General features: G+C 31.4%; 35 protein-coding genes. 4 read left to right on the plus strand and 31 right to left on the minus strand.

Features of this window, described 5'->3' with window-relative positions; all coding sequences use genetic code 11:
• Position 1: 1 nt before the first annotated feature.
• The 11 genes from J2Z76_RS02045 to J2Z76_RS02095 all read right to left on the minus strand — a co-directional run bounded on the left by J2Z76_RS02045 (position 2) and on the right by J2Z76_RS02095 (position 9,069).
• Complete coding sequence (locus tag J2Z76_RS02045) at positions 2–685, minus strand: winged helix-turn-helix domain-containing protein (RefSeq protein ID WP_209510311.1); 684 nt, start codon at positions 683–685, stop codon at positions 2–4.
• Positions 686–701: 16 nt separating this feature from the next.
• Positions 702–1,349, minus strand: coding sequence for a phosphate signaling complex protein PhoU (gene phoU / locus J2Z76_RS02050; protein ID WP_209510312.1), 648 nt, complete (start codon positions 1,347–1,349; stop codon positions 702–704).
• A gap of 74 nt (positions 1,350–1,423) precedes the next feature.
• Entirely contained in the window at positions 1,424–2,182 is a 759-nt protein-coding gene (gene pstB / locus J2Z76_RS02055; protein WP_209510313.1) for a phosphate ABC transporter ATP-binding protein PstB, read from the minus strand.
• The gene (gene pstA / locus J2Z76_RS02060; RefSeq protein WP_209510314.1) at positions 2,175–3,041 is read right to left on the minus strand and encodes a phosphate ABC transporter permease PstA; all 867 of its coding nucleotides are present in this window, start codon (positions 3,039–3,041) and stop codon (positions 2,175–2,177) included. Before pstA ends, pstB begins: the two co-directional genes overlap by 8 nt.
• A 39-nt stretch (positions 3,042–3,080) precedes the next feature.
• Positions 3,081–3,959: a phosphate ABC transporter permease subunit PstC gene (gene pstC, locus J2Z76_RS02065; RefSeq protein WP_209510551.1), complete on the minus strand. Its 879-nt coding sequence runs from the start codon at positions 3,957–3,959 to the stop codon at positions 3,081–3,083.
• A gap of 4 nt (positions 3,960–3,963) precedes the next feature.
• The gene (locus tag J2Z76_RS02070) at positions 3,964–4,878 is read right to left on the minus strand and encodes a substrate-binding domain-containing protein (RefSeq protein ID WP_209510315.1); all 915 of its coding nucleotides are present in this window, start codon (positions 4,876–4,878) and stop codon (positions 3,964–3,966) included.
• 234 nt (positions 4,879–5,112) lie between these two features.
• Positions 5,113–7,359 carry a type IV secretory system conjugative DNA transfer family protein gene (locus J2Z76_RS02075; protein WP_209510316.1) on the minus strand — a complete coding sequence of 749 codons (2,247 nt, stop codon included), beginning with the start codon at positions 7,357–7,359 and terminating at the stop codon, positions 5,113–5,115.
• A gap of 8 nt (positions 7,360–7,367) precedes the next feature.
• A complete protein-coding gene (locus J2Z76_RS02080; protein ID WP_209510317.1) occupies positions 7,368–7,574 on the minus strand; it encodes a hypothetical protein in 207 nt (68 codons plus the stop codon).
• A 2-nt stretch (positions 7,575–7,576) separates the two neighbouring features.
• Positions 7,577–7,969, minus strand: coding sequence for a hypothetical protein (locus J2Z76_RS02085; protein WP_209510318.1), 393 nt, complete (start codon positions 7,967–7,969; stop codon positions 7,577–7,579).
• Between the two features lie 9 nt (positions 7,970–7,978).
• Positions 7,979–8,209 carry a hypothetical protein gene (locus J2Z76_RS02090; protein ID WP_209510319.1) on the minus strand — a complete coding sequence of 77 codons (231 nt, stop codon included), beginning with the start codon at positions 8,207–8,209 and terminating at the stop codon, positions 7,979–7,981.
• On the minus strand, positions 8,206–9,069 hold the full coding sequence (locus J2Z76_RS02095; protein ID WP_209510320.1) for a ParM/StbA family protein: 864 nt from the start codon (positions 9,067–9,069) through the stop codon (positions 8,206–8,208). Before J2Z76_RS02095 ends, J2Z76_RS02090 begins: the two co-directional genes overlap by 4 nt.
• A 195-nt stretch (positions 9,070–9,264) precedes the next feature.
• Here J2Z76_RS02095 and J2Z76_RS02100 point away from each other — a divergent pair, with 195 nt between their 5' ends.
• Complete coding sequence (locus J2Z76_RS02100) at positions 9,265–9,465, plus strand: helix-turn-helix domain-containing protein (RefSeq protein WP_209510321.1); 201 nt, start codon at positions 9,265–9,267, stop codon at positions 9,463–9,465.
• 1 nt (position 9,466) lies between these two features.
• The gene (locus tag J2Z76_RS02105; RefSeq protein WP_209510322.1) at positions 9,467–9,781 is read left to right on the plus strand and encodes a hypothetical protein; all 315 of its coding nucleotides are present in this window, start codon (positions 9,467–9,469) and stop codon (positions 9,779–9,781) included.
• A gap of 16 nt (positions 9,782–9,797) precedes the next feature.
• On the opposite strand, the gene xerA is transcribed toward J2Z76_RS02105, so the two are convergent.
• A complete protein-coding gene (gene xerA, locus J2Z76_RS02110; RefSeq protein ID WP_209510323.1) occupies positions 9,798–10,799 on the minus strand; it encodes a site-specific tyrosine recombinase/integron integrase in 1,002 nt (333 codons plus the stop codon).
• Between the two features lie 334 nt (positions 10,800–11,133).
• Between xerA and J2Z76_RS02115 the strand changes: the two genes are divergently transcribed.
• Entirely contained in the window at positions 11,134–11,373 is a 240-nt protein-coding gene (locus J2Z76_RS02115) for a hypothetical protein (RefSeq protein WP_209510324.1), read from the plus strand.
• A gap of 124 nt (positions 11,374–11,497) precedes the next feature.
• Positions 11,498–12,127 (plus strand): hypothetical protein, encoded by a 630-nt coding sequence (locus tag J2Z76_RS02120; protein ID WP_209510325.1) that lies wholly within the window; start codon positions 11,498–11,500, stop codon positions 12,125–12,127.
• A gap of 84 nt (positions 12,128–12,211) precedes the next feature.
• Here the strand turns inward: J2Z76_RS02120 and J2Z76_RS02125 are convergent, their stop codons facing one another.
• The 19 genes from J2Z76_RS02125 to J2Z76_RS02215 form a co-directional block, all read right to left on the minus strand.
• A complete protein-coding gene (locus tag J2Z76_RS02125; RefSeq protein WP_209510326.1) occupies positions 12,212–12,853 on the minus strand; it encodes a peptidoglycan recognition protein family protein in 642 nt (213 codons plus the stop codon).
• A gap of 4 nt (positions 12,854–12,857) precedes the next feature.
• Complete coding sequence (locus tag J2Z76_RS02130; protein WP_209510327.1) at positions 12,858–13,091, minus strand: hypothetical protein; 234 nt, start codon at positions 13,089–13,091, stop codon at positions 12,858–12,860.
• Positions 13,091–13,387 (minus strand): hypothetical protein, encoded by a 297-nt coding sequence (locus tag J2Z76_RS02135; RefSeq protein ID WP_209510328.1) that lies wholly within the window; start codon positions 13,385–13,387, stop codon positions 13,091–13,093. Before J2Z76_RS02135 ends, J2Z76_RS02130 begins: the two co-directional genes overlap by 1 nt.
• Before the next feature lie 54 nt (positions 13,388–13,441).
• A complete protein-coding gene (locus J2Z76_RS02140; RefSeq protein ID WP_209510329.1) occupies positions 13,442–13,672 on the minus strand; it encodes a hypothetical protein in 231 nt (76 codons plus the stop codon).
• Between the two features lie 100 nt (positions 13,673–13,772).
• Positions 13,773–13,913, minus strand: coding sequence for a hypothetical protein (locus J2Z76_RS02145; protein ID WP_209510330.1), 141 nt, complete (start codon positions 13,911–13,913; stop codon positions 13,773–13,775).
• The gene (locus tag J2Z76_RS02150; protein ID WP_209510331.1) at positions 13,913–14,293 is read right to left on the minus strand and encodes a hypothetical protein; all 381 of its coding nucleotides are present in this window, start codon (positions 14,291–14,293) and stop codon (positions 13,913–13,915) included. The genes J2Z76_RS02145 and J2Z76_RS02150 overlap by 1 nt, the downstream gene beginning before the upstream one ends.
• A gap of 19 nt (positions 14,294–14,312) precedes the next feature.
• A complete protein-coding gene (locus tag J2Z76_RS02155) occupies positions 14,313–15,434 on the minus strand; it encodes a hypothetical protein (RefSeq protein ID WP_209510332.1) in 1,122 nt (373 codons plus the stop codon).
• 4 nt (positions 15,435–15,438) lie between these two features.
• Positions 15,439–16,026: a phage tail-collar fiber domain-containing protein gene (locus tag J2Z76_RS02160; protein WP_209510333.1), complete on the minus strand. Its 588-nt coding sequence runs from the start codon at positions 16,024–16,026 to the stop codon at positions 15,439–15,441.
• A 9-nt stretch (positions 16,027–16,035) separates the two neighbouring features.
• On the minus strand, positions 16,036–16,593 hold the full coding sequence (locus J2Z76_RS02165) for a phage tail protein I (protein WP_209510334.1): 558 nt from the start codon (positions 16,591–16,593) through the stop codon (positions 16,036–16,038).
• Positions 16,586–17,728: a baseplate assembly protein gene (locus tag J2Z76_RS02170; RefSeq protein WP_209510335.1), complete on the minus strand. Its 1,143-nt coding sequence runs from the start codon at positions 17,726–17,728 to the stop codon at positions 16,586–16,588. The genes J2Z76_RS02165 and J2Z76_RS02170 overlap by 8 nt, the downstream gene beginning before the upstream one ends.
• Positions 17,709–18,026: a hypothetical protein gene (locus J2Z76_RS02175; protein ID WP_209510336.1), complete on the minus strand. Its 318-nt coding sequence runs from the start codon at positions 18,024–18,026 to the stop codon at positions 17,709–17,711. The genes J2Z76_RS02170 and J2Z76_RS02175 overlap by 20 nt, the downstream gene beginning before the upstream one ends.
• Entirely contained in the window at positions 18,027–18,425 is a 399-nt protein-coding gene (locus tag J2Z76_RS02180) for a phage tail protein (RefSeq protein WP_209510337.1), read from the minus strand.
• Between the two features lie 9 nt (positions 18,426–18,434).
• Positions 18,435–18,692 carry a hypothetical protein gene (locus J2Z76_RS02185; RefSeq protein WP_209510338.1) on the minus strand — a complete coding sequence of 86 codons (258 nt, stop codon included), beginning with the start codon at positions 18,690–18,692 and terminating at the stop codon, positions 18,435–18,437.
• Complete coding sequence (locus J2Z76_RS02190) at positions 18,692–19,711, minus strand: phage late control D family protein (protein WP_209510339.1); 1,020 nt, start codon at positions 19,709–19,711, stop codon at positions 18,692–18,694. The genes J2Z76_RS02185 and J2Z76_RS02190 overlap by 1 nt, the downstream gene beginning before the upstream one ends.
• Positions 19,712–19,716: 5 nt before the next feature.
• On the minus strand, positions 19,717–19,929 hold the full coding sequence (locus tag J2Z76_RS16545; protein WP_209510552.1) for a tail protein X: 213 nt from the start codon (positions 19,927–19,929) through the stop codon (positions 19,717–19,719).
• Between the two features lie 8 nt (positions 19,930–19,937).
• Positions 19,938–21,686, minus strand: coding sequence for a phage tail tape measure protein (locus tag J2Z76_RS02200; protein WP_209510340.1), 1,749 nt, complete (start codon positions 21,684–21,686; stop codon positions 19,938–19,940).
• Positions 21,687–21,855: 169 nt separating this feature from the next.
• Complete coding sequence (locus J2Z76_RS02205) at positions 21,856–22,149, minus strand: phage tail assembly protein (RefSeq protein WP_209510341.1); 294 nt, start codon at positions 22,147–22,149, stop codon at positions 21,856–21,858.
• Positions 22,149–22,667: a phage major tail tube protein gene (locus tag J2Z76_RS02210; protein ID WP_209510342.1), complete on the minus strand. Its 519-nt coding sequence runs from the start codon at positions 22,665–22,667 to the stop codon at positions 22,149–22,151. Before J2Z76_RS02210 ends, J2Z76_RS02205 begins: the two co-directional genes overlap by 1 nt.
• A gap of 2 nt (positions 22,668–22,669) precedes the next feature.
• A complete protein-coding gene (locus J2Z76_RS02215; RefSeq protein WP_209510343.1) occupies positions 22,670–24,127 on the minus strand; it encodes a phage tail sheath family protein in 1,458 nt (485 codons plus the stop codon).
• Positions 24,128–24,129 lie beyond the last annotated feature (2 nt).

Raw genomic sequence — 24,129 nt, forward strand, 5'->3', positions numbered from 1 at the left:
ATTACTCCTCGAATTTATAACCTGCACTTCTTACTGTTTTTATATAATTAGGACATCCTGATAATTCAATTTTTTGTCTAATGGTCTTTATATGCATATCAACTGTTCTAGTTTCCCCTTCATAATCATATCCCCATATTTTTTGTAGAATTTTTTCTCTAGAAAAAACTATTCCTTTATTTAGCATTAAATAAAATAACAACTCAAATTCTTTATATGTCAACATAATGGGATTATTTTCATAACTTACATCTCTTTTATCATAATCGAGTATAAGACCCCTGAATTCTAATATTTTTCGTTCTTCTTGTCTTTTTCCTGAACGTCTTAATACAGCCTTTACTCTTGCAATTAATTCAAGAACACCAAATGGTTTTGTTATAAAATCATCTGCACCCGATTCTAGTCCATTAACTTTATCTATTTCCATTGATTTAGCAGTAAGCATGATCACTGGTATATCACAATATAAAGAGTCTTGTTTTAATTTTTTTAGTATAGTCATCCCATCTGTTCTTGGAAGCATTATATCTAAAAGTATTAGGTCAGGTATTTTTTTCTTTAATTCCAAAAGAAAGCTTTGAGGTTCCTCAAACCCTATCACTGTAAAATCAGCTGTATTTAATGTACAAGATATTAGTTCTCTAATTCCAGGGTCATCTTCAACACAATATATTAACTTCATATTTTTCTCCTAAGTTTTATTGGTATTTATGTTCTCCTGTAATTGAAAATATTACCCACTCTGCAATATTTTCAGCATGGTCGCCTATTCTTTCAAAGTATTTAGCTATCATTAAAAGATCAATAGCTTGCTCACCATTATTTTTATCCTCTTGTATTTTCTCTATAAGCTCATTTTTTATTATTGTAAACAAATTATCAACTATATCATCAGATGCGCAAACTTCTAATGCTAATTCTTTATCCTTATTTACAAATGCATCTATGCTCTTTCTAACCATACCAATTGTTGCTTCTGCCATCTGAGGTATATGAACTAGATTCTTAATAAATTTTTGATTAACCATATATTGAGAAATCTCAGCTATGTCTTCAGCATTATCTCCTATTCTTTCCATATCTGTTATCATTTTAAGCGCAGTGCTAATCAATCTCAAATCCGATGCCACTGGCTGTTGCTGAAGCAATAACTTCAAACAATGACTTTCAATTGTTTTTTCCATTTCATCAATTTCAACTTCATATTCATTTACTTTTTTCACAAGTGACAAATCCTGATTTATTAAAGCCTTAACAGTTGTTTCAATTGAATTCTCTATAAGTCCACCCATTTTTATAAGTTCCAAATTTAGATTTTCAAGTTCTTTATCAAATCTACCTCTCATTTAATACCTCCATTAAATTACATATATAATTATACTATTTTATCCCAACGTTGCATAGCAATATTGAAAAAATATTAACCAAATCTTCCTGTTATATAATCCTCTGTCTTCTTATTTTTAGGCATTGAGAAAAGTTTCTCTGTTTCATCAAACTCAACAACTTCTCCATGGAGGAAAAATCCAGTTTTATCAGATATTCTCGTTGCTTGTTGCATATTATGAGTTACTATTACTATGGTATACTTCTTTTTTATTTCTAAAACAAGGTCTTCTATTTTCATTGTTGAAATAGGATCTAGTGCAGATGTAGGTTCATCCATCAATAGAACTTCTGGATTTACTGACAACGCCCTTGCAATACATAGTCTTTGTTGTTGTCCTCCAGATAATCCAAGTGCATTTTTTTTAAGTCTATCTTTTACTTCATCCCACATTGCAGCTGCTTTTAAGCTTTTCTCCACAATATCATCTAGTTGTGACTTTTTATTAATTCCATGGGTTTTTGGCCCATAGGCTATATTTTCATAAATGCTCATTGGAAATGGATTTGGTTTTTGAAATACCATCCCAACTTTTTTTCTTAATACTACTGCATCCATGTTCTTGTATACATCAATATTATCTAAGGATATTTCTCCAGTTATTTTACACCCTTCCACCAAATCATTCATTCTATTTAGTGATTTCAATAAAGTTGATTTTCCACAACCCGAAGGACCTATGAATGCTGTAATTTCTTTTTCTTTAATAGTCATATTTATATTTTTAAGCGCTTGAAAATCACCATAATATAAATTAACACCTGCTATTTTCATTTTTTCTAAATTATTCATTGTTTAACCTCCCAAGCTTGTTTGCAAGACGTGTTGTTGCAAAGTTTACTATAAATACAATTACTATAAGCACTGCTCCCGTAGCAAATGCCATATCCTTAGAATGAGGCAGTCCTTCACTTGCAAGCATATACATATGAATAGCCAACGTCCTTTGAGATGCGAATAAATTTAAAGTTGGCATCTTCATAACATTTGTACCACTTGTAAATATCAAAGCTGCTGTTTCACCTACAATACGACCTATCGCTAATATAATCCCTGATAATATACCTGGCATAGCAGAAGGAAGAACTATTTTAAATACTGTCCGTAACCTTGACGCTCCAAGCCCAAGACTTCCCTCACGATATATATCTGGTACAGATTTTATAGCTTCTTCTGATGAACTAATAATTACAGGTAAAATCATAATAGCTATGGTAAATACACCTGATAAAATTGATGTTTTAAAGCCAAGTAAAGTTACAAAAAATATCATTCCAAATAAACCATATATAATAGATGGTATACCAGCTAGTGTATCAACCGCCAATCTTATCAACTTAACTGCTTTATTTCCTCTTTTAGCATATTCTGTAAGATATATCGCACAAAATACACCAATTGGTACTGCTATTACTAGAGATAAAATAATCATTATAATAGTAGCTATTATTGAAGAAAATGCAGATAAACTTTCAGAATTATAACTGCCAAATAAAAATTCAATGTTAATATTAGGTATACCCCTAATTAAAATAAATAACAATATATATACAAGTACTGATACTGTCAATATTCCACAGAACCATACTAAACATTTCAAAAGAAATGATTTTGTTTTTCTTTTTTTAATGTTGCTTTTATTACTCTTCATAAGCTCTTCCATAGCATATTCCTTTCAAAGCTATTAATTTTAATTATTACTTGATTTAATCAAGCTCAACGTTGCATTTAATATTATTATAAAAACAAACAAAACCACACCGGTTGCTATTAATGATTCCGTATGGAGTCCTGAAGAATAACTCATTTCTGTAACAATATTAGCTGTCAAAGTTCTAATTGGTTTTAACAAGGCTATTTTATCAAGAGGCATGACTGAACCACCAGCAACCATAACAACCGCCATTGTTTCTCCAACCGCCCTACCAATTCCAAGAATTATAGATGTTAATATACCTGAGCTGGCTGCTGGTAATACAACTTTAAATACTGTCTCTTCTTTTGTAGCACCTATACCCAAAGATCCTTCTTTATATGTTTCTGGAACTGCTCTAATAGATGATTCACTAATTGATATAATTGTAGGTAATATCATTATACCAAGTATAACTGATGCTGATAGTATGCTGTAACCATTTCCACCAAATGATTCCCTAACAAATGGCACTACAATTTGCATCCCAAAAAATCCATATATTATTGATGGTATACCCGCTAATAAATTTACTGATGGCTTAACAAACTTATATAGGTGCGCAGGACAAAATTCTGCTAAGAATACTGCACACATTATTCCAATTGGCACACCTATTACTATTGCACCTGCTGTTACATACAAGCTTCCAACTATCATTGAAAGTATTCCAAATGATGGTGGTGTATCTACAGGTGCCCATTTCTGACCAAATATAAAATTTTTAAATCCAATTTCAGCAATAGCTGGGATGCCTCTCATGAGCAAAAAAAGACATATAGATACAACAGCTAATACTGACACTAATGCAGATGTGTAAAACACATACTGCATTAGTTTTTCTTTTAAGTTATTTGACTTATTTGAATTAACCATTATCTTACTTAGTAACTTCTGACCATTTTGTTGCTTCACCAGTAAATATTTTAGTAATATTTTCTGATGAAAGGTCTGAAGTTGGATTTTGATTGTTTAGTATTACTGCTATACCATCTATAGCTAGCACGTGCTCATTTAGTTTTGATTTTTCATCATCCTTTAATTCTCTAGAACTCATTCCTATATCATATGTTCCATCAATTGCTGCCTTAATTCCTTGAGAAGAACCTTGAGATTGCATTTCAAATGTAACACCTGGATTTAATTCTTGATATGCTTCTTGCAATGTTTCCATTACAGGAGTTACAGATGTTGAACCAGCAACTTTGATATTCCCTGACAAACTAGATACAACATAATCTACTGGCGAATCAACTGCTGATATATAATGTTTACTTTCAACTATTTCTTGCCCTTGTTTTGAATCGGCAAAACTTAAAAAGTTTTTAACTAATTCATTTTCTACTCCTTTTGTTACAAGTAGAAAAGGTCTTGCTACTTTATATGATTTGTTTTTTACATTTTCGATTGTTGCTTCTACAGAATCAACACTTGCTGCTTTAATTCTATCACTTACAGAGCCTAATGAAATATATCCAATAGCGTATTTATCACCTTCAACTGCTGTAATTACTTTATCCGTTCCATCAAATTCAAGTGCTCCAACCACCAATTTATCAATCTCTTTATCACCCTCTTTAACTTTTATTTTCATAAGTTCATGAAAAGCTCCTCTTGTACCAGATGCAGAATCTCTTGCAATTACCGTTATATCCTTATCTGAATTAAAATCAGATGCATTTGCATTTTCAGTTGGTTGTGAAGCTGATGTTTTTTCTTTGGCACATCCAGTAAACACCAATGTTACCATTAAGGCTAAAGATAATACTACTATTAATTTTTTTACTATTTTCATTTTAATATCTCCCTTTTTTTATTTTATCTTGTCCTAACTATATATCACCATAGTAAAAACAAAAGCATAGAAATGTAAACTTTATGTAAAGTTTATGATAAAATTTTTTTTATTATTATTTCAATGTTAGACTTTCTCTTGGTTTTATTATGACAACATATTGACAACACTATACAAATAATCAAGGAAATAATAGAACTAAAAGAACTGTCAATCACGGCAGCTCTTTTTTGTTTAAATTGGTTTTGGTAACGCTGTAATAAATTTTGCATATCCGTTACTTGTTTTTATTAGATTCAAACTGTTATATCTTTTCAAATTTAATAAATCCTGGAGTTCAAACGGTGCTAAATCTTCTTTCAACTCTTCGAAATTTTTCTTATCTGTACCCTGCATCAGCATGTAGCTTGATCCGCTTGCCTTTAACGCTTCCTTAATCGTATCTATTTGGCTAAGATAATGAGCTGAAAATATAAATTTAGTTTGAAATTTCCTCGCTTGAACTAAAACATCTTTTAAAATGAATTCAGCGGTTGGCGCTTGGAACACTTCATCTATTATGATATGCGTCCGCTTTGGCTCTTTATACATGCCGCCTCTAAGTTGAGAGGCTAGCCATATCTTACTGACAAAGAATGTAGTTAAAATGTTTTTATGTGTAACTGTAGGATATTTACTATCAGGTATTTTAATTAATATAATTTTTCCTTGATCCATGGATTTAATAAAATCTATATTACTATCCATAGGTTTATTAAACATGTATTTTAGCTTAATATCTTCCATAAGCAGGTTGATTCTATCTAGAATAAAATCAGATTTACTTGTTTTAGTTCCAGATATTTCACCAGTCTTTCCGTCAACTTCATTCATATCATCTAAATTAAAAATGTCGTCTTCTAAATATAGTTTCATATCCTCGGGTACCATAGCAATATACTCTAGCCTTTTTCTATGATTAGATAAACACTCATATACATTTCTCATACTCATGCCAGAATGAATAAAAACTATATTAGCGGCTGCAGCTAAAGATCTACGCATCCGAGGCGATAATTTTTGATCTATATTAATTGCATCTATAAATGCAATTAACAGCTGAGTTTGCATATTCGCTACTTCTAATCGTTCATAGCCAGTTCTAGGATTGAAATTAGCAACTTCATTGAAACTAAAAGACTGCATATTTTCCTGTTTAGACAAGTCAAGTTCTATTAATTTATTTTTCGGTACTACGTTTTTTATTTCCTCAGATAGTTCACAATTCTTGATAAAATCAATTACTATTAACGATTCGCCTGCAGTAATTACATCTTTACAATAATTAGCAAAATAAGTACTCTTACCGCATCCTTGTGGACCTAATGCTACAAGCCCTAGATTAGCTAAATTCTTATCCTTACTCATTGTAGTAGCAATTGCATTACCTTTAAAAGTATTGCAGCCTAACCTTATGTAACCGGTTCTCAGTTCTTCGGGAACTTCAACTTCAAGAGTATTAATATGTTCAATTTCAAAACGCTCTAATAATTCACGGCCTGGCAGTGATAAAAAGTTACCACATTCTTTTGTGCTGCATTTATTTAATTCTGTTCCAATATTCAAATCTATATAATTAAATTTCTTTGTGCTTTTATACTTCAGATAATTATCTTCGTCGATGGATCTGAAACTGTTGGCCAGAGATCTTAAATTATTTATAGTATTAAGCTTATTATGACTGTCGCCTATTAACGCTATTTGTGTATTGATTATGAACTCAGAGCCTTTATTTTGGGTTGTTTTCGATAGTTCATTGTTGCTTGATATGTTTATACTGGGCTTTGTATTAAACATATTTACCGTACTGTATAGTTCATTAAAGATAGATTTGAAGGCGTAAACTACATTAATTTTATTATTATCAACTGGAATTCCTTTTTTATATTTTTCTACCGTATTTTTAAAAGTTGCTCGCCAGGTATATTGATTTGTTGGTATGAAATTGTAAAATATTCCTACCTTGTCACCCTGTTGAAGTGTATCTATAATATTTAAGTTGTTACTTATTAAGTCATTATCTCGCCTGTCAACATTTAAACTTAACGCATCTTCTTTAGCGTATACAAGTTGTTTATACATAGAGTCAGATGAAAACTTAGGGAGTTTATCAACTGAAAATATAGTCACTGAACTCCACACACGACTTAATGCTTCTTTGAGAACACCCTTATATCTTTCGTCTACTATGAAATAAAATTCAACTGTTTTTTTAGAAATATAAATCATGTATGAAACTTTACAAGGCAATTCAAATTTGATTGTATCTGGAAGTGTTTTGTTTAAAATTTGTTTATAATCGTAAAATGTAAATCTATTTAGAAATGGTTTGTATATTGATTGAATAGCCTGTAATATTTTGTATGTATCGTTATTGCGTATAGAAGTTGATGGAATAATTTTTAAATAAATATAGTTTGGTTTGGATAATTCTATTTTCATAATGCACCTCACATCATATTGATTAAAATATATACTATTATAAATAAACCTGCGTATTTATAACAATTATCAAATCCTAATGCTCCTAATATGATTGCTATTCCTGCGCCCATTAAACAAATAGGGTAGCTTATGCTTTGCAGTGTCTCTATCGGATGCAATATAACATTAAATACTATATTCATGTTTTCAGCAAAAGTAGTTATTGCGTCCATAATTACATCTCCTTAAATATATTTTCAACTTCATTCATGCAAAATGGCAACGCAAAAAGTATCGCATAAGCAAATAAATAACCCATAAACATTTTTTTAGCTGCTTGGAAATCTCCAGAAATTACGCTTTGTATAATATCAATTGCACCCTTAAATATAATTACCCATTTGCCAATTCCAACAAGCTTATAGTACAATTTGTTCCCCGTGGCATCAACTCCGGCATACGCCAATGTCGAATTTAATAAAAATACGACACATAAAAATACTACGTTTAAGCATAAATTATCGTTGGACATGCATTTTTTGAGACTCTCCTGCATATTTTTGATTAAGTGAAGTTTACGAGCTAAGCAAAAAGACATGGCGCCATTGTGCGCTTTTTTTATTTCCATAATTACCTCCTATAAATTCAGAATATTTAATATGTTATCTTCATTTAATTCCTGATTATTGATTGAATCAATGCTACCTATGCATTCTTTTATTACCTGCCTAATATCTTCTTTTGTCAATATACTTTCTTTATTCTCTTCGTAAAACAGTATTGCCGTTTCTACCATCCTGCTTTTATGTTGTGCGCTTTCATATAATTCTAATACTTTAGGATTGGTCAACGATATACATTTAATCATCTAAATATCACTCTCCCCACCTTTTGTAATCCTTTTACGTTATCGAATAATGGATCCTCACTTATCTCGACATTACCAAATGCATCTTTTATGTATGCAGATAATGTTAAGCTTCCACCGCCTGTAAAAAATAATTTTAAATTATCAACGTTCCATTTTTTTAGTTTGAGATTATATTTTAAGTTGTCTATGAATTTATTGATTAAGTTGTCAATTATAAGTTTAATTTCGATATTCTTGGAACTAATTAAAGAATCAAATTCATAGTCCTGATAGTTGCTTAATTTTTTTATGTTTACTGTATCTATAATTTCTTTTTCCAGACGAAGCATACTACAATCTAATTGTGTAATGGATTCTAATATTGCCTTACCGTTATTGAATAATATGCAATTTGCAGTGTTCCCACCTATGTCAATTAGTCCTACAATTCCTTTATAATTATAGTTGAGCATTGCTGCAGCTCCTTCCATGAACACCTCAACTTTTTCAACTGTTATTATCTTTTTAATGCCATCTATCTCGTAGTTTAGAGTTCGGTTCATCAGCTTATTTTTGTAATCATTCTTTAATTCTGTATTTAGATACTGGTTTATTGGTAATGCTAATATTATATTTGTACTATCGATTCTGTCGCATAGATTTAAAATACTGTAAATTGTAATATAATCATTTACCATATTGTTATTCTTGTCATTTATATTTCTTTTTCCGTTGCCTATTTCTAATTTTCTATCATCAATTTTTATGTATCTTTTAGCATCTTCATTAAATTGTACTTTGCTTTCAAATATTTTCAGTTGTGATTCTGTTGCTATTTTCGTATTGTAATAACCAGCATTGATATAAATATTTTTCATAAAGCCCTCCTTATATAACTTTTATATAAAGCAATCGAAGCTTCAATTTACTTTATATAAGTCTTATATAACATTATTATGTTCATGAATAATAAAAATGCATGTCCGGCTAAAATATTTTAGTTGGACAAACTAAAATCGACACAATAATTAGGATTAAGTGAATATAATGAACTAAAAGGGGGAATGATACTAATGATAAGTTATGATAAGTTGAAAATTCTAATGGTGAAGAGAAAAATGCAATGGAAAGATATTATAGCAAATACCGGACTATCTCACACTGTAACAAGAAAACTTAATAATGATGAATATGTCGACTTAAGAAGTCTAGAAAAAATATGCATCTTTTTAGATGTAGACATAGGAGATATTTTAGAAATAAAGAAGGAGTAGCATGAAGAAAATTTTAGCGATTACTACAGCCCTATTAGTAGTATTGTTTCTATTAGGAACAGCCACCAATCCGTCTTATGCAGAATATAAAGAATGGTTTAAAGCTAATTTATATAAAGAAGCTAATGCTTCTACTGAGTTAGAAAAATCGGTAACTGGTTTTATAGCTGATATCGTAAGTGATGCAGGAGTAGTAAGAAAAGATTATAAATTTTATAGTTTGTACAAAATAGAAACTGAAGATTTTAATTATAAAGTCATAGGAATTTTCGATAATTTTTATGTAATAAAAGATGAAGAAAAAAACCAGGACTAATTATCCTGGTTTATCTTTATGCTGCTATAAATTTTTCATATGCGATTTGGAGTTGCCTAGTATTTGTCTTTGCATATATTTGTGTTGTGTTAATTTCACTATGCCCTAATAATTGTTGAATTATTGTTATATCCATGCCTCGCTGTAGAGCTAAAGTAGCAAACGTATGGCGGAAAATGTGAGGGCTGATAGATTTCTTTATGTTGGTCCTGGATGCAATTTTTTTAACGATTTTTTCTAGTCCTGCTTTTGTTAATGATCTATATGGACTTCTTTCGCCGATAAAGAGGGATTCATTATCACCGTTTCTGTTTTGTATGTATTCCTTCAGATATAATTTGCATTTAACGGAAAAGTAAACAGTTCTATACTTATCACCTTTACCATGTACTATAAGGCTATTACTATCCCAGTTAATATCAATTAACCTTGATTCAACAACCTCTGATACTCTGCAACCCGTACTGTAAAGAAATTCAATGAGTGCCTTTTCTCTAATGTTAATACATACATTTCTTATAATTTCTAATTCCTCTGTAGTCAAATGCTCCCTTAAAGACTTCACATCTACTTTAATATTCTTTATACGGACCGTTGGATCCTTGGGTATAACTTCCTCCCTATAAAGAGTTCCGAAAAAACTTCTTAATATTGATATTTTTCCGTTAATTGTTACTTTTGAATAATCTCTTGCCGATTGGATAGTAGCAAAATACCGCCTAATATCATTGACTGTTATCTGTGCTACAGGCTTTAAAACATACCTACCGAACATGCTAAGTTCTTCTTGGTATCTTCGTAAAGATTGCTTAGATAAACCTTCTAAACTCTTTAAACCTATAAAGAATTTTATCTTATCAGATAGATCCGAAACCATTAGAGCAGTTTCATTAGAAATTAAAGAATACTCGCTTAGATGTTTATCCAATAAGTTTTTAACATCCATGTTATTAATATCATACTTTTCCTGTAGCTCTGATAGTATTTTAATAATAACAAATTCCTTTTGGTCTTCCATATGACACCTCCCACAAAGTGTATTTATATTTTTCCCACAGATAAAAAAAACAGAGTAGGTAAGTGCCTGTGGGGACACTCTAGATGGCTCATGACTTCCACCTATTACCTACTCTAATTATATAATAATATATTGACAATGTAAAGTCAAATACAAACATTTGTTCATTATGTTTTTGTAATAATTAAATTAAAAATATGTTGAAAAATCAATAGGTACAAACATATCAAGACTTGTTTTTCGTGGCTTAAATCGCATTTAAAAGCCTCATTTTTCCACTTTTATTTTTAAAAATTTATGATATAATGAGAACAAAAGTTCGAAAGGTGATGTTATGAAAATAGTAAATAAACCCATAAAAGTTATGGCTATTTTTAATACAGATGGTAAAATAGAGCCGATAAAATTTAGACTAGATGATAAAGTTGTCAGGGTTGAAAAGGTTATGAAATGTTATGATGAAAAGCTAGTTGGCAACAAAAGATTAGTTTTTATATGTGAACATAACGGCAAGGATATATATGAAATTAAATATGAGATAGATTCTAGGGTATGGTACTTGTTCAAAAAATAATGAACAACCTATCATTAAAACGTTAAGCAATAAATAATAACAATTGACGTTTATGATATGTGATAGTATTATAAATATAATTCTAAAATAAAAAACTTTCATATCTTAAAAACGGGGGTTCTAAATGGAAATATTAAAAAAATTTTCACCATTATTAATATTGTTTCCTGGAATAATATTAGGCTTTATGGGCAAGCCAACAGAAATGGGTCTTAGTATTGCATCAGGGTGTTTGTTTTGTGTTTTTTTAAATTTGGATAAGTTCACAAAATTTAAAGGAGCTGGATTCGAAGCAGAACTTAAACAAACGATAAAAGAAGCAGAAGTCACTATTGAAAAAATGCGAAATTTAATGAAACCTATTATTATATTTACTTATAATCAATTAACATATAATGATAGAATGGGTGGAATACCGATTAATAAAATTAATACTTTATTTACTGACATAAACTCTATAGTTCAGGAACTTTCCCTTAATGATGACAAAAGCATAAAACAAGAACAGGAAAAACTTATTAAAAGTACAGCGTGGGGAAGTTTTTCTAATTTTTATACAGACTTATATTATACTAAACAAACAGATTCTATAAATGAACTACAAGAGCTTAATAATCTCGATACAATAAATTATCCTACCGAAGCTGTTATAAATAATATACTTAATAAACATAATACAATTCTCAATACAAACCAATCTAAAAAACTAGAAGAATACTTGAATTATATAAGAGAACATTTTAATATTGAATAACAGTTTAACTATATTGAACTAATCTATATTTAATCAAATACATCTAACCTGGCAATTACGCCTGGTTAGATGTAGGATCACTTCCTATTTAATTATTCTATCTAATAATGCAAAGACTTCTCCACGTGTCATAAAATCATCATATCTAGTATCATTTATTGCTATTCCTTTATTTTCGAGACTTAATTTATTTTTCTCTGCCCAGTGTGGTTTTTTTGTTATTTCTTTATAGTATTCATCAATAGATTTGATATAACTATCCCAATGCGGTAAAGTATATGCAGGACAATTTTTGCCACTCCAAATTTTATGTGGTAATACTTTTTCAATAGGAATATTATATTCTTTCATCAAATATGCCACAAATACCTTAGCAGTATTTTCAGATACTTCGTCTTCGCCTATTTCTAAACTTATGCTTGACCTATTGCCGGGTCCATTATAACCATCGCCTGCATTCCAAGATACTTCATTAAATGGCAACTCTTGAAATACGTTAATGCCTATGATTGTTAAATGCCAACTTTTATAACCGCTATAACTATCTGCGTAATCTGTTAGGTTTTGAGCAGTTGCATTTCCACTCGCTGGATTGTGTAAGGTTATATGCTGAGGCTTCATTGCCAACTGTGACCTGGCCAATTTATTGGTTATAGGTATCAAATCTTGTGCAAATTTAATTCCACTGATGTTAAATTCTTTTATTAATCCGTTTTCTATTTTCATTAGTTTACTCCTTCTTTGCTTGTGTTCCAAAATAAAAAGCTATAACAGTTACAAATATAGTCATAAACTGTTCTGTTGTAACTTTTCCTATAATGGATAAATGAGCATATACAGCAGTTAACGTTAATGTAACTAAGCTTTTAACACTAAATAATCTAGCAAATCTTTGAAGTAATGTTAATTCTCTATCACTATGTATAGCTTCTGCTTCTAATAATTCTTCTTTTATTTCATTCATTATTTATCATCCTTCCCTTTAATCTCGTCAATACGATGATGTGCTGATTTCGTAGACTCTTCAACAACCAAAACCCTATCTCTCAAATCTGTTACATCTTTATTTGTGCTTCTTTGTTCAACCTTTATATCTTCTATTCCTTTGCCGATGGTATCAAGTTTCACATTTATTGTTGCAGTCTCATATGCATCTTTTTTTATGTCAGTTGTATTATTTCTTTTCAAGTTATTTGCACCTGCATATATAGCAAAAAGTACAGATATTATAGATATGATTAATGTTAGCTCTATACTCAATAGTTGTCCCCTCTCATAAAATATTACAGGGGCTATTAACCCCTGTTCAGACTATTAACCTCTTAATTTAACTGCAGCATCTTCCATTTCTTTTATTTCTTTATCCATTAAGGCATAATCAAGATTTTCACATCCTACAAAGTCATATTTATAAGGTGTTTCAATGTTTCTGTTTTTTACGTGTGCAATTAGCATATCCGTAGCAACACCCATGTCAACATCTTTTTCTCTGCTTATTAGAGAGATTTCTGTTTTGTATTTCTTTGCAAATTCTTTTCTGTTCATAATTTTAATCTCCTTTTTAACGTCACTTGGACATTTTTTTTGTATAAGAAAAGGACCTCATTTCTAAGGTCCTTAGTCCGCTAAATTTTTCTTTTGTTCCCTAAGCTAATTTATTTCTTATTTCTGACTTTTCTTCTTCTGATAGATTAATATACATTGCTAAGATTTCTTCTAAATTTTCACCACGATTTAACTTAATCCTTATTCCTGCTAATATAATTCTTTTTTGTATAGATGTCATTATATAGCACCTCTTAGCATATCTGCTTGAAGTTCAATTAGCATATTAATATTAACATTTGCCAAAACTAATTCTTCTTTTGTTGTGTTTAATTCAGTTTGTAGCAACTGATTAGCTACTTTTAGGTTTTCAATTTGTAGTAATTCATCTGTTACTGTATTTTGATATTGTATTCGTATCCACATAAAAACTTTATTAATCTTATCATACATTGGATAATTTACACTCAAAGGATTATTTAGTGTAGGTGGTTCTACATAATCCTCAATTATAAAATAACTTAAACATGTTGGATTATTTTCTATTACTGCTTCATCTGCGATTGATAAAACTCTTACTACATTGTTATTTGATACTTCAATATTTATTGCTTTCCTCATTTTAATTTCTTCCTCCTTGTTATCCAAAATTATAACAATACCAATCAATAGGAGCAGTAGCCTGTCCATTTGCACTACTTGTATTTTCCAATGTTATTATAATTTGAGTTCTGTCTATTACTGTATATTCCATATATAAATTGTCACTGTAACTATTCGACACACTTGCTATATAATTAATCTTATTTACGCCTTTAAATTTTCCATCTACATTATCATATATCATGCTTATAGCTGGTCGAGAGTCAACTGACCACGTTCTTCTACTAACTGCTACTACTGCATCTGCTCCACCACTGGGAAGATTTAGTTGAAACGTTTTTGTACTATATCCTCCCAAACTTTGTGAAGCAATAGTTCCTGAAGTCATAGTTAAAGGCTTCAAAGTTCCAACAACACCACCTACATTAACACCACTTTTAATATTTTCTGAACTCAAATTGGCAAAACTTGCTGTTACTGTTCCTCCTGTTGTATAACCTGCAGGAATTGCTTTTGTTCCACCTTGCTTGGTTATTGTATCTGATTGAGCACCGTTATTTGGCATAGTACCTGTAATTAAAGCACCATCTACATATGCTTTCTTACCACTCAATACTTGACTTGCAACTGCATCTCCTGCTGAGGTGTCAACAATATTAGAATTGCCTGCTACACCAAATATATTAGCACCGGCTTTTATATTAGAAGATATTAAATCAGCATCACCTGCTATAGTTTGAATACCACTTAAATATTGACCTGCTGCTATTACTTGATTAGTTGTAGCTGGTATAATTGTTGCTGCACTTTTAATTGGTATTGTACCTTCAATTAAACCATCTTCTGTACCTATAGTTTTTCCTGACAACACGTCTGAGGCTGTTGCCGTTCCATATTCACCTCCTTCACCCAATAATTGAAAAACCGAACCTGTATAGACTAAGTTACATATCTGCGCTGCTTTTATACTTCCGCTTGTTAATGTACTACCATTGCCTTTTACTATTGATTTCGCACCTAAACTGTTAATATTTAAAGTGCTTACACTTGTGTTTGCATTTATAAACTTAATCTTAACACTTTGTCCTTCAACCAATGTATAACCACTAATTGTCGCAACATAAGTATTTGTTCCGTTTGCTACAGCATAGGCTGCCAAAGAGTTATTTTTGTTCCCTAAGTTCCTTTAAAGCTCCCTCTACATTTTCACTTGTAAAATAGGAATCCGCATCATTTATACCTACTAGACTAGCACCTTTATTTAATTCTTTAGATGAAATATCATTAATATCTTTTTTTGTAGCAAATACAGAACTTTCATCTATTGTTGCTGTTATATTAGTTGCGTTTCCTACAACTGTTTGTATGTCAATTGTTTTTTCTATAATATCACTACCGCCTGCAGGTATGTACTCAGCTAAATCTCCTGAATTACCATAGCAATATAATATTTCACCTACATCAGGATCAGTAGCAAATAAACCAATCTCACGAAAATAAAATCCTGTTACTAAATCCTGATTGGTCATTTGAGCTCCAACTACCGCTTTGCCATCACCTAAAACTTTTAATTTGCTTATATTTAATGTTTTTATTTGATTCTTTAATGCATTTAATTCAAGAATAGAAGTACTTCCAAGCTCACCGTCTCCTAGAGCGATACGGGTATAATTTAAATTTACACCTGTTTGTGCTTTAGATTGTAGGATTTTTCCTCTATTAGTTAAAACTAAACCGCCAAATGCACTCATTTTTACCACCTACCTATATATTTCATAATTTCCGCCTTGAACAATTCCGCCCCAGTAAAGGTTCATTTTTTCACTTTGTAATAAAATAACTCTATCTAGTGTGGACCGTACATTTTTAACCGTATCTAGTGCCCTTATGAATTCTGCTGCTCTATCTGTAGTCACAGATTCATTGCTTGTAATTATTCTAAATCTATACGGAGTATCTTCATAATCAAACCATTCTGATACTTCGCCCTCTCCAAATAAAGTAGTTATAAGAGTCTTTACTGCTAATGGAGTACCTTTAATTTGATGCATATACACGGAATCTTTGACTAAGCTTCTTTTAGTTTCTGTATCCAATGCTAGATCATAAAAATCTACATGGAAATAATAAGCTAAATGGTCCAATAATTCATCGCTTACATCATCAACACGCGGTATTATTATTACATTATCCGCCTCATTTGCTAAAGCTAAGAAACCTAAATCTACTGCTTTTGATGCGGCTATAATATCAGGGTCCTGCCGCAAATTTTCAGGTAAAAGCTCCAAAAGATTAACATCATGTATTGTTCTACTCATCTTCTAATCCTCCATATGTAACTGTTTTTAAATTCAAAACTGCCACAGATGAAGAGCTTATCGCAGTATATATGGGAGACACTATATCAACTCTTTTCGCTCCTGCTAATTGTATATTAGTAATAAGCTTTGAGGGATTTATATCTCTTCCAGTTCTAGAACGCTGCCATATTTCATAATCCAATATAGCTTGTTCAATTTTTGATTTTATTAAGGTTTCTTGTGAGGTATTATCGCTTGAAATGTAATAAGTCAACTCAATATCATAATCTACTATATCTGGCGCCGATACTTGAACCTTATCAGTAAGAGGTCGTCTTTCATCAGCGCTTAAATACGCTTTAACACCATCAATAAATGACACGTCAGGTAATTCGCCATCTTGTAGTAATATTCTGATATCAACAACCCCATCAGATGGCGAAGTGATTTTTACATCATTTACGAGAGAACTATATTGTCTTGCAAAATATTCATAGGCCCCACTTGGTCCGCCTACTGAAAACCCTTCAGGTGCCATATGAATTCTTTCACGATAATTTTCATCATCTTCCTCATCAGCTCCACCTTGACTTGTTTCCGTATTCTCTACTGCTGATATCCACGGTAATGGGTCCACTAAAATATTTATTTGGCCAGGTGTAAAATCATTGCCTATCTTGCCCTTTGTCAGGCATGTTGTATCTACTATAATCTCTTGTGTTCCTGACATTACAGTTGTGTCTGTATTAGTAGCAAAATACAATTCTCCTCCAGGAGAAATTCTTGTCCCTACTGGTATTAATGAATTGATTGGTCTTGCTTGACTTAATATAAATTTTATTTTTACTTTGGCTGCTACAGGTTGCAATCTATATGTACGACTGAATGCCGCAAGATTATCCAGATTAGAATCTCTTGAATACTTTAATAAATTCTGTTTTGCAGCATCATCAATTAGAACTCTAAGTTGAAATTCTCTCAATGCTTGAGAATACAAAAATATTCTAACAGGATCACCTGGATATAATTTTTTTATAACTCCGGTAGACTCATAATAGGCCTGTTCATATCCTGAAATCATATCATTTAAAATTGTATTTATATCAATTTGAGCGAAGCTTACTTCCGGTAAATCATTCAATGTTATCGGCATTTTCTATCACCACCTTTGGAATAAGAGTCCCATTTTCTTCGTTTGGTACGAAGAAAACTTCTTTAACTTTGACTCTAGGTTCATATTTTTTCGTTTTTTCAATATATTCAATCAATAACTTTCCTTGTGTTATAGGTAAGGAATAATCTAAAATGCTAAAATCAATTCCAAAATTTCTGTCAAAAGGAACTGTTCCAACTGGAGTAGTGTAAATGATTCTTAAATTTTGATATATTTCATCATAATTTTGTACTCCAAAATCAATTTTATCAATACTTACACTGTTTAAATCAATCATCTAAAGCACCTCCACATACTCTTCAAGCTCGATATCAACATCACTACTGAATACTTCGCCTTTATTTAGAATAGTATTCCACATTTGAGATACGGAAAGCACTTTCCATTTATCCATTCCTAAAGCCTTGTTTCCAATTACAAGGGTTTCTACTGTTCCTGCTCTACATTTTATAAGCCATCTATCCATTTCCTCTTGAGGTTTAATTCCGTATTGACCACTTAGATGTATTGTAAATGATATAGTATCTAAATTAGCTCCTAAAAACTCAGATGCTGGTTTTTTTCCAATGACTTCATGAGTCGCCCATCTACTAGAAATGTTTCGCTTGAAATTATTAAAATTCAAAATTCTTTTATCGCTAGTTTCAAATACTATATCTCCATAAAATCCAATCATTATTATCACCTAGCTTTCTATTATAAAACTACCAAGACAAAATCCTTGTTCTATTCCATTTCCTAAAAAAATGCATACTACCTGATCTCCTATCTTTGGTATATAGTATCCTGGATTTAATATTGGTAAGTAATTAGATACTATATTATCTTTGTCAGGAAAAGTAACTTTTACAGAGCTTTTATTGAAATTTATTGAGCTTACTTGTCCTACCTTTATAATATTTTTAACAAGTTTTAGAGCTTCTTTATTATTATTATCAACCATTAATATCCCTCCAAAACTTTCCTAGCTTCTATAGAAGTTGTAAATCCCGATCCTATACTATGAGTAGCCTTTTCTATTATATATTTACCACTAAACTTTCCAAAGTCCTCTAAATTAATTGTTACGCCACCTAGCAATTCTACGTTGCCAACGAAAGTTAATGAAGCAATATTCTCTGCTTTGTTTAATCTTCTTATTGTTTTTTGTGCCAATCTTCTTGCTTCAGATATATTGTCTACTTTTCTATTAAGTTCATAAATTTTACTGTTTTCATTTAATTCACTAATTAGATGCAGATACTCAATAACACTTCCCAGTTCACAATTATAATATTTTAGTCTAACACCTGCATAATTTGTATTTACAAGTCTACTTTTAAAATTGTATGAAAGAACATTACTATTTGATTCTTTATACGTTGCTACTACTTCCCTACTTTCAAAATCTCTTTCATCAAAAATAACAATCTTAGAATCAGTTACTTTCATTGACAAGCCTTCTTCGCTACATAGAGATAACAAAAAAGAAGAATCAGGCGTTTCAGATTGTTCCTTACTTTGATATATTGGATTATTCTCTCCTATATATTGTAATTGCAATCCAGCTTTATTTGATATATCATTTGCAATATCTTTTAAAGTTATATTTCTCCATACTTTGCTATAATCTACATCAGTGAAATTTTTATTAATTGGAGATGATACAGCGTTTATTGTAAATACACTTGGTCTACCGCTATATTCTGGCTCATCTATAAAAAAACTACCACATTGAAGTAGTTGTTTATCTCCATTTTTTCTCCAATTTACAGTTTTTATAGTTGTATCTATTAAATCTCCTTTTTCAGGAAACCAATCTTTTAACCAAATGTGCTTTTCGTCTTTAAGCGTTAGGCTAACACTATCACTTTCATTTGAAATATTATCAGTGTATTCAAAACTAACTAAGTCTTTTGCTATATCATCAGTTATATTTACACCTTGATACATAACACTTACCATCGCTTTTCTACTGTCCATTAACATTAATCACCTCTTTTCCAAGGTGGTAGTTTTATATTAGTGCTAGATATTCCCGATATGTCAGGAATATCTAGTTTAATGCCTTCACTGAAAATAATAATGTTAGCATAATCTATATTAGCTTTGATAATGTCTAATGCCTGTCTTTCGTTTCCATATTGTTTATATGCTATACTATCAAATGTGTCGCCTGATACTGTTTTATATTCGATAATTACACCCCCTAAAAAGAAAGTCTAACTTTATCACTTTCATATTTTTTCATCCATCTCTTAAATTCTTCATATCCTTTTCTTGATATTTCTTCTATTTCTTTTTTTGATACCCCTTCAGGTATAATATATTGAGGACTATATACTACTTGAATTTTTTGTTCATCATTTCGATTGTTATTTACTATTGAATTGCTTTCGCCAGTCTCACCTATAAAAGATTTTAATTTTGATATAGGTAATACAGCTTCATTCTCAGCACCTTCTCCAATCATTGCTAAAGTTGGTCCAGTAGCAATTCCTCCATTTTCTAACATTGGAATCCTTGGAAGATTTACAGTTGGAATCTTTGGTATGCCAAATTCCCCTCCTCCTAACCATTTAGGGAGGGATATACTAGGAATCTTATTTACAGCCCCACCTACAGCATTAATCATATTTTCATATGCTGTAATTATCCCATTGGCAAATCCAATTATTGTATTTGCTGGACCTCTAATAACTCCTACTATAGAATCCCATACTGCTCCTGCTTTTTCCTTCACCGTATCCCAATTTTTATATAAAAGAATACCTGCAGCTATTAAAGCCATAATACCAGCTATTACCCAAGTCATAGGGTTAGCTAGCATAGCACCATTTAAACCCAACATAGACAATTTAGCAGCTAAATTAGCTGCTTGAAACAACTTCATGAACCCGGTTACAGTTTGTACTATAGACATTGCAAGCATAGCTGATTTTACAATTAATATAGCGCCACCTAAACCAATTAATACAGGTTTAATTTTAGGCCAATTATCTTTTATTAGATTATAAAAGTCTAATCCTTTCTGTGCTAACCCTGAAATTGTATCACGAATTTTAATTATAAGAGGTTGATTTTCTTGAATAACACTTTTTATTGAATTAAAAGCTTTTAAACCATTTTCTCCTAACCATCTAAATACATTTCCTGCTACCGTCATAGCTGTTGAAATTTTTTCATTTAACATAGGTAGCTTTTCAATTCCATAATTTAAAAATTTTTGTAATCCAGGAAGTGCCTTTGAAGCAATAGTATTGAATAATCCTCCCATTGCTCTTTTAGCTTGATCTGTTGTATCTGTCCATAATACTGCAGCATCTACTGCCTCATCACCGAGAACAAGTCCTAAATCATGTGCTTGCTTTTTCATCGCTTCAACTGAATCGGCGCCAGCATTTAAAAGTGGGGCAAGCTCAGCGCCACTTTTACCTAGTAAGTCATTCGCTATTGCCGCTCTTTTGGTAGTATCTTCTACTCCTTGCAATGCAATAACAGTTTTTTCGAATATTTGCTCTTGCGTTAACCCTGCCATATCTTCATAACTCAAACCTAATTGACTAAATGCATCTGTAGCAACTTTGCCGCCTTTGCTAAGATCATCAACCTGATTGGTTAATGTCTTCATACCTGCTCCCATACTGTCAATAGATGTTCCGTTTTGCGAGAGAATAAAATCCCATTCCTGAAAGCTTTTTCTGGACATTCCTAGTTTTTGGCTTAGTTTATCGATGTGGTCTCCTGTTTCAGCAAATTTATTTGCCATTAATACTGCCGAACCGACAGTAGCCGTCGCTGCAGCTGCAATTCCAACAGCAAGTTTTGCTCCTGCTTTTATAGTGTTTTTTATATTGCTTTGCATATTACTCAATTGCTTACTAGCATTTCCAAATGATTTTTTAACAGATGGGTCCATTTTTGCGCCTAATTGAAAAGCTATGTCAAAATTTTTCATTTTTTATTTATCACCTGCCTAATTTCCTCAGCTACTTCAATAAGTTCAAAGATACCTAGGTCTAAATAATGTTCCATACTTGTGTAAGTAGAAATAGAAAGACGAATACATACTTTTCTTAGTAATCGTCTGTTTATTTCTTTTAATATTTTTTGACCATCACATTTTATTAGACCTCGGTATTTAAAAAACCCATGACTAAATTTTTCACCTTTAGTCCTTCTCTTATAGGCAAACTTTCAAAAAATTCTACCGGCAATTTAGCCACCTTAGAAGCAATAATGCACGAATAACCTGTCGTCATTTCATTCATAAGAGCTATTTGCCCGGAACTATTAAATATTTTATCTGCCTCAATTAAATCCCTAGTAGTTAGGTTTTCTATATTGGATAAATCTACTTCTTTATATTCACTACCTTCGAAATTATAAGGCTTTTTAAATGTAATTTTCATGTTACTCATTAAATCATCCTCCTAATTTCTCCAAGCAAGTCTACTCCATCAACAATGAATATGAAGTTTAATTTATCATATTCAAGCATTACTTTTCCATTTTCCTCTATCTTAATGTATAATACTTCAAGTACATTCGTACTTTCGGTCATGCCACCTACAGATAATGTACCTAAATTAAGTCCTTTAGGTTGATATCTAATAGTTATCTTTAAAGGTCTATGTTGAGTCTTTCCTTGAGCAACATCATAACTTTGTTGCGCAGCTCTTAAAACCAAAGACTTTCCACTATTCTTCATAAATGAAAAAGACTTCTCCATTAATACTCTAAATACAATTTCTATTGTTTGAGAAGAAAAGTGACCAGGTATTGCAGATTCATATTCCCCTGCTATTCCGGCTCCTGAAATTGTCTCAGTCATTGCTTCAAAGTTAGGCAGTGTTATCTCGCCTGAAATTCCTACAAGCTTGTCTGTATCATCATAAACATTATAATTAACTACTCTTTCTGGTATTGGGTTACTCATTATTATTCACCTCCATATAATGCACTTTGTAGCATACTAGGATCAAATTCAAGAACATTTACAATGTTCTCAGCTGGTGGAAAAGCCGCTATTTTTTGAATGAATTGTATTTGACCATTCAATATATTAGTTATTGGATTATCTTCTTGTCTAAACTCAATTTTAGCTCCAGCTATTTGTCCTCTTGCTTGGAATCCATTACCTCTGATATTCTCACTATCTACAATACTTTCTATTAACCTATAGCTTGAAGGGTCATCTACCTTTTGAAAATATGTTAGAATAAATGTGTTACCCCACCAATCAAATACTCTTCTTATTGGTATGAACCTATCTTTCGGATCTGTAGTACCTGGATATGCTGCTGTGTTATTGCCCCATGCTCTCCACCCGTTTACATTAATAGCCGTCATAATACCAGCACTGTTTAAAAAGTTTGCTTGTAATTGATCTAAATATACTTCGCTGTTATCAGCAAGTACTGTAGCTGTTATAGGTAAAGTTTTATTGCTTGGTGATACATATGGTACATTATCATTTTGAGCGTCTGTATAAGCTGTAAGTGCCGCAATTATGCTACTAAACCAATATACCTTATCTCCTATTTTAACCTTTGGCCAACAAAGGATAGTTCTTTTGCTTGTATAAGCGTTAGTATTTTTCCAAGTTGGAGCATCTTGATAAGATTTTACCGTTGTACTATCTATATCTAAGACATTCATACAGTTAAAACTGCCATTTATTGATTCGCTTTTAACATCAATAACTGAAGCAACTCCTGGTTTATGGCTATATCCAGGTGTTAATATTAATCCAGGTACAATTCCTAATCTAGGATATACCTGCCCTATAAGTTCAAGACCTGTATATTTACCAGTAACAACATCATAACCACCGATAATATCTTCATCATCCACAAGACTTGGGTCTAGTTTATTAAATTCAATTTTTAGTCCTGCAGTCTCTATAGGTATTAATCCCCCATCTATAATTGAAATAACAAGATACCCGTCAGAATTAAATGCAGCTGTATAATCCACATCTTTAGTATAGGTTGTTACTCCTTCTGAATCCTTGACTACAACTGAACTCAATATTATTCCAAATGCATCTAATGTTCCTTCTTCATCTGTTAAAGTTAATGTTTCCGTATCTGCTACTTTATGTACTTCCGGATCTAAAACATTTATAAAAATAACTGGTGCAACGCCTATTCGTCTAAAACTTGCATCCATCGCTTCACATAATGTGTAATTTTCCCAATCATCACTATAACCTAAATTTTCTATAGCTTCTGCCCATGAATAAGCTATTATTGGTTTGTTAACTGCACCTTGTAAATCTTTTGAAAGATTTATAGGAGCTGTTCCAACAATTACTTGAACTCCTGAATCAGACGTTACTGGAGGTATTATTGACGTTGGGTTTTCTTGAATGTATATTCCATGTTGATAAGACATTT

The organism is Sedimentibacter acidaminivorans, from assembly GCF_017873955.1.
Taxonomy (GTDB): domain Bacteria; phylum Bacillota; class Clostridia; order Tissierellales; family Sedimentibacteraceae; genus Sedimentibacter; species Sedimentibacter acidaminivorans.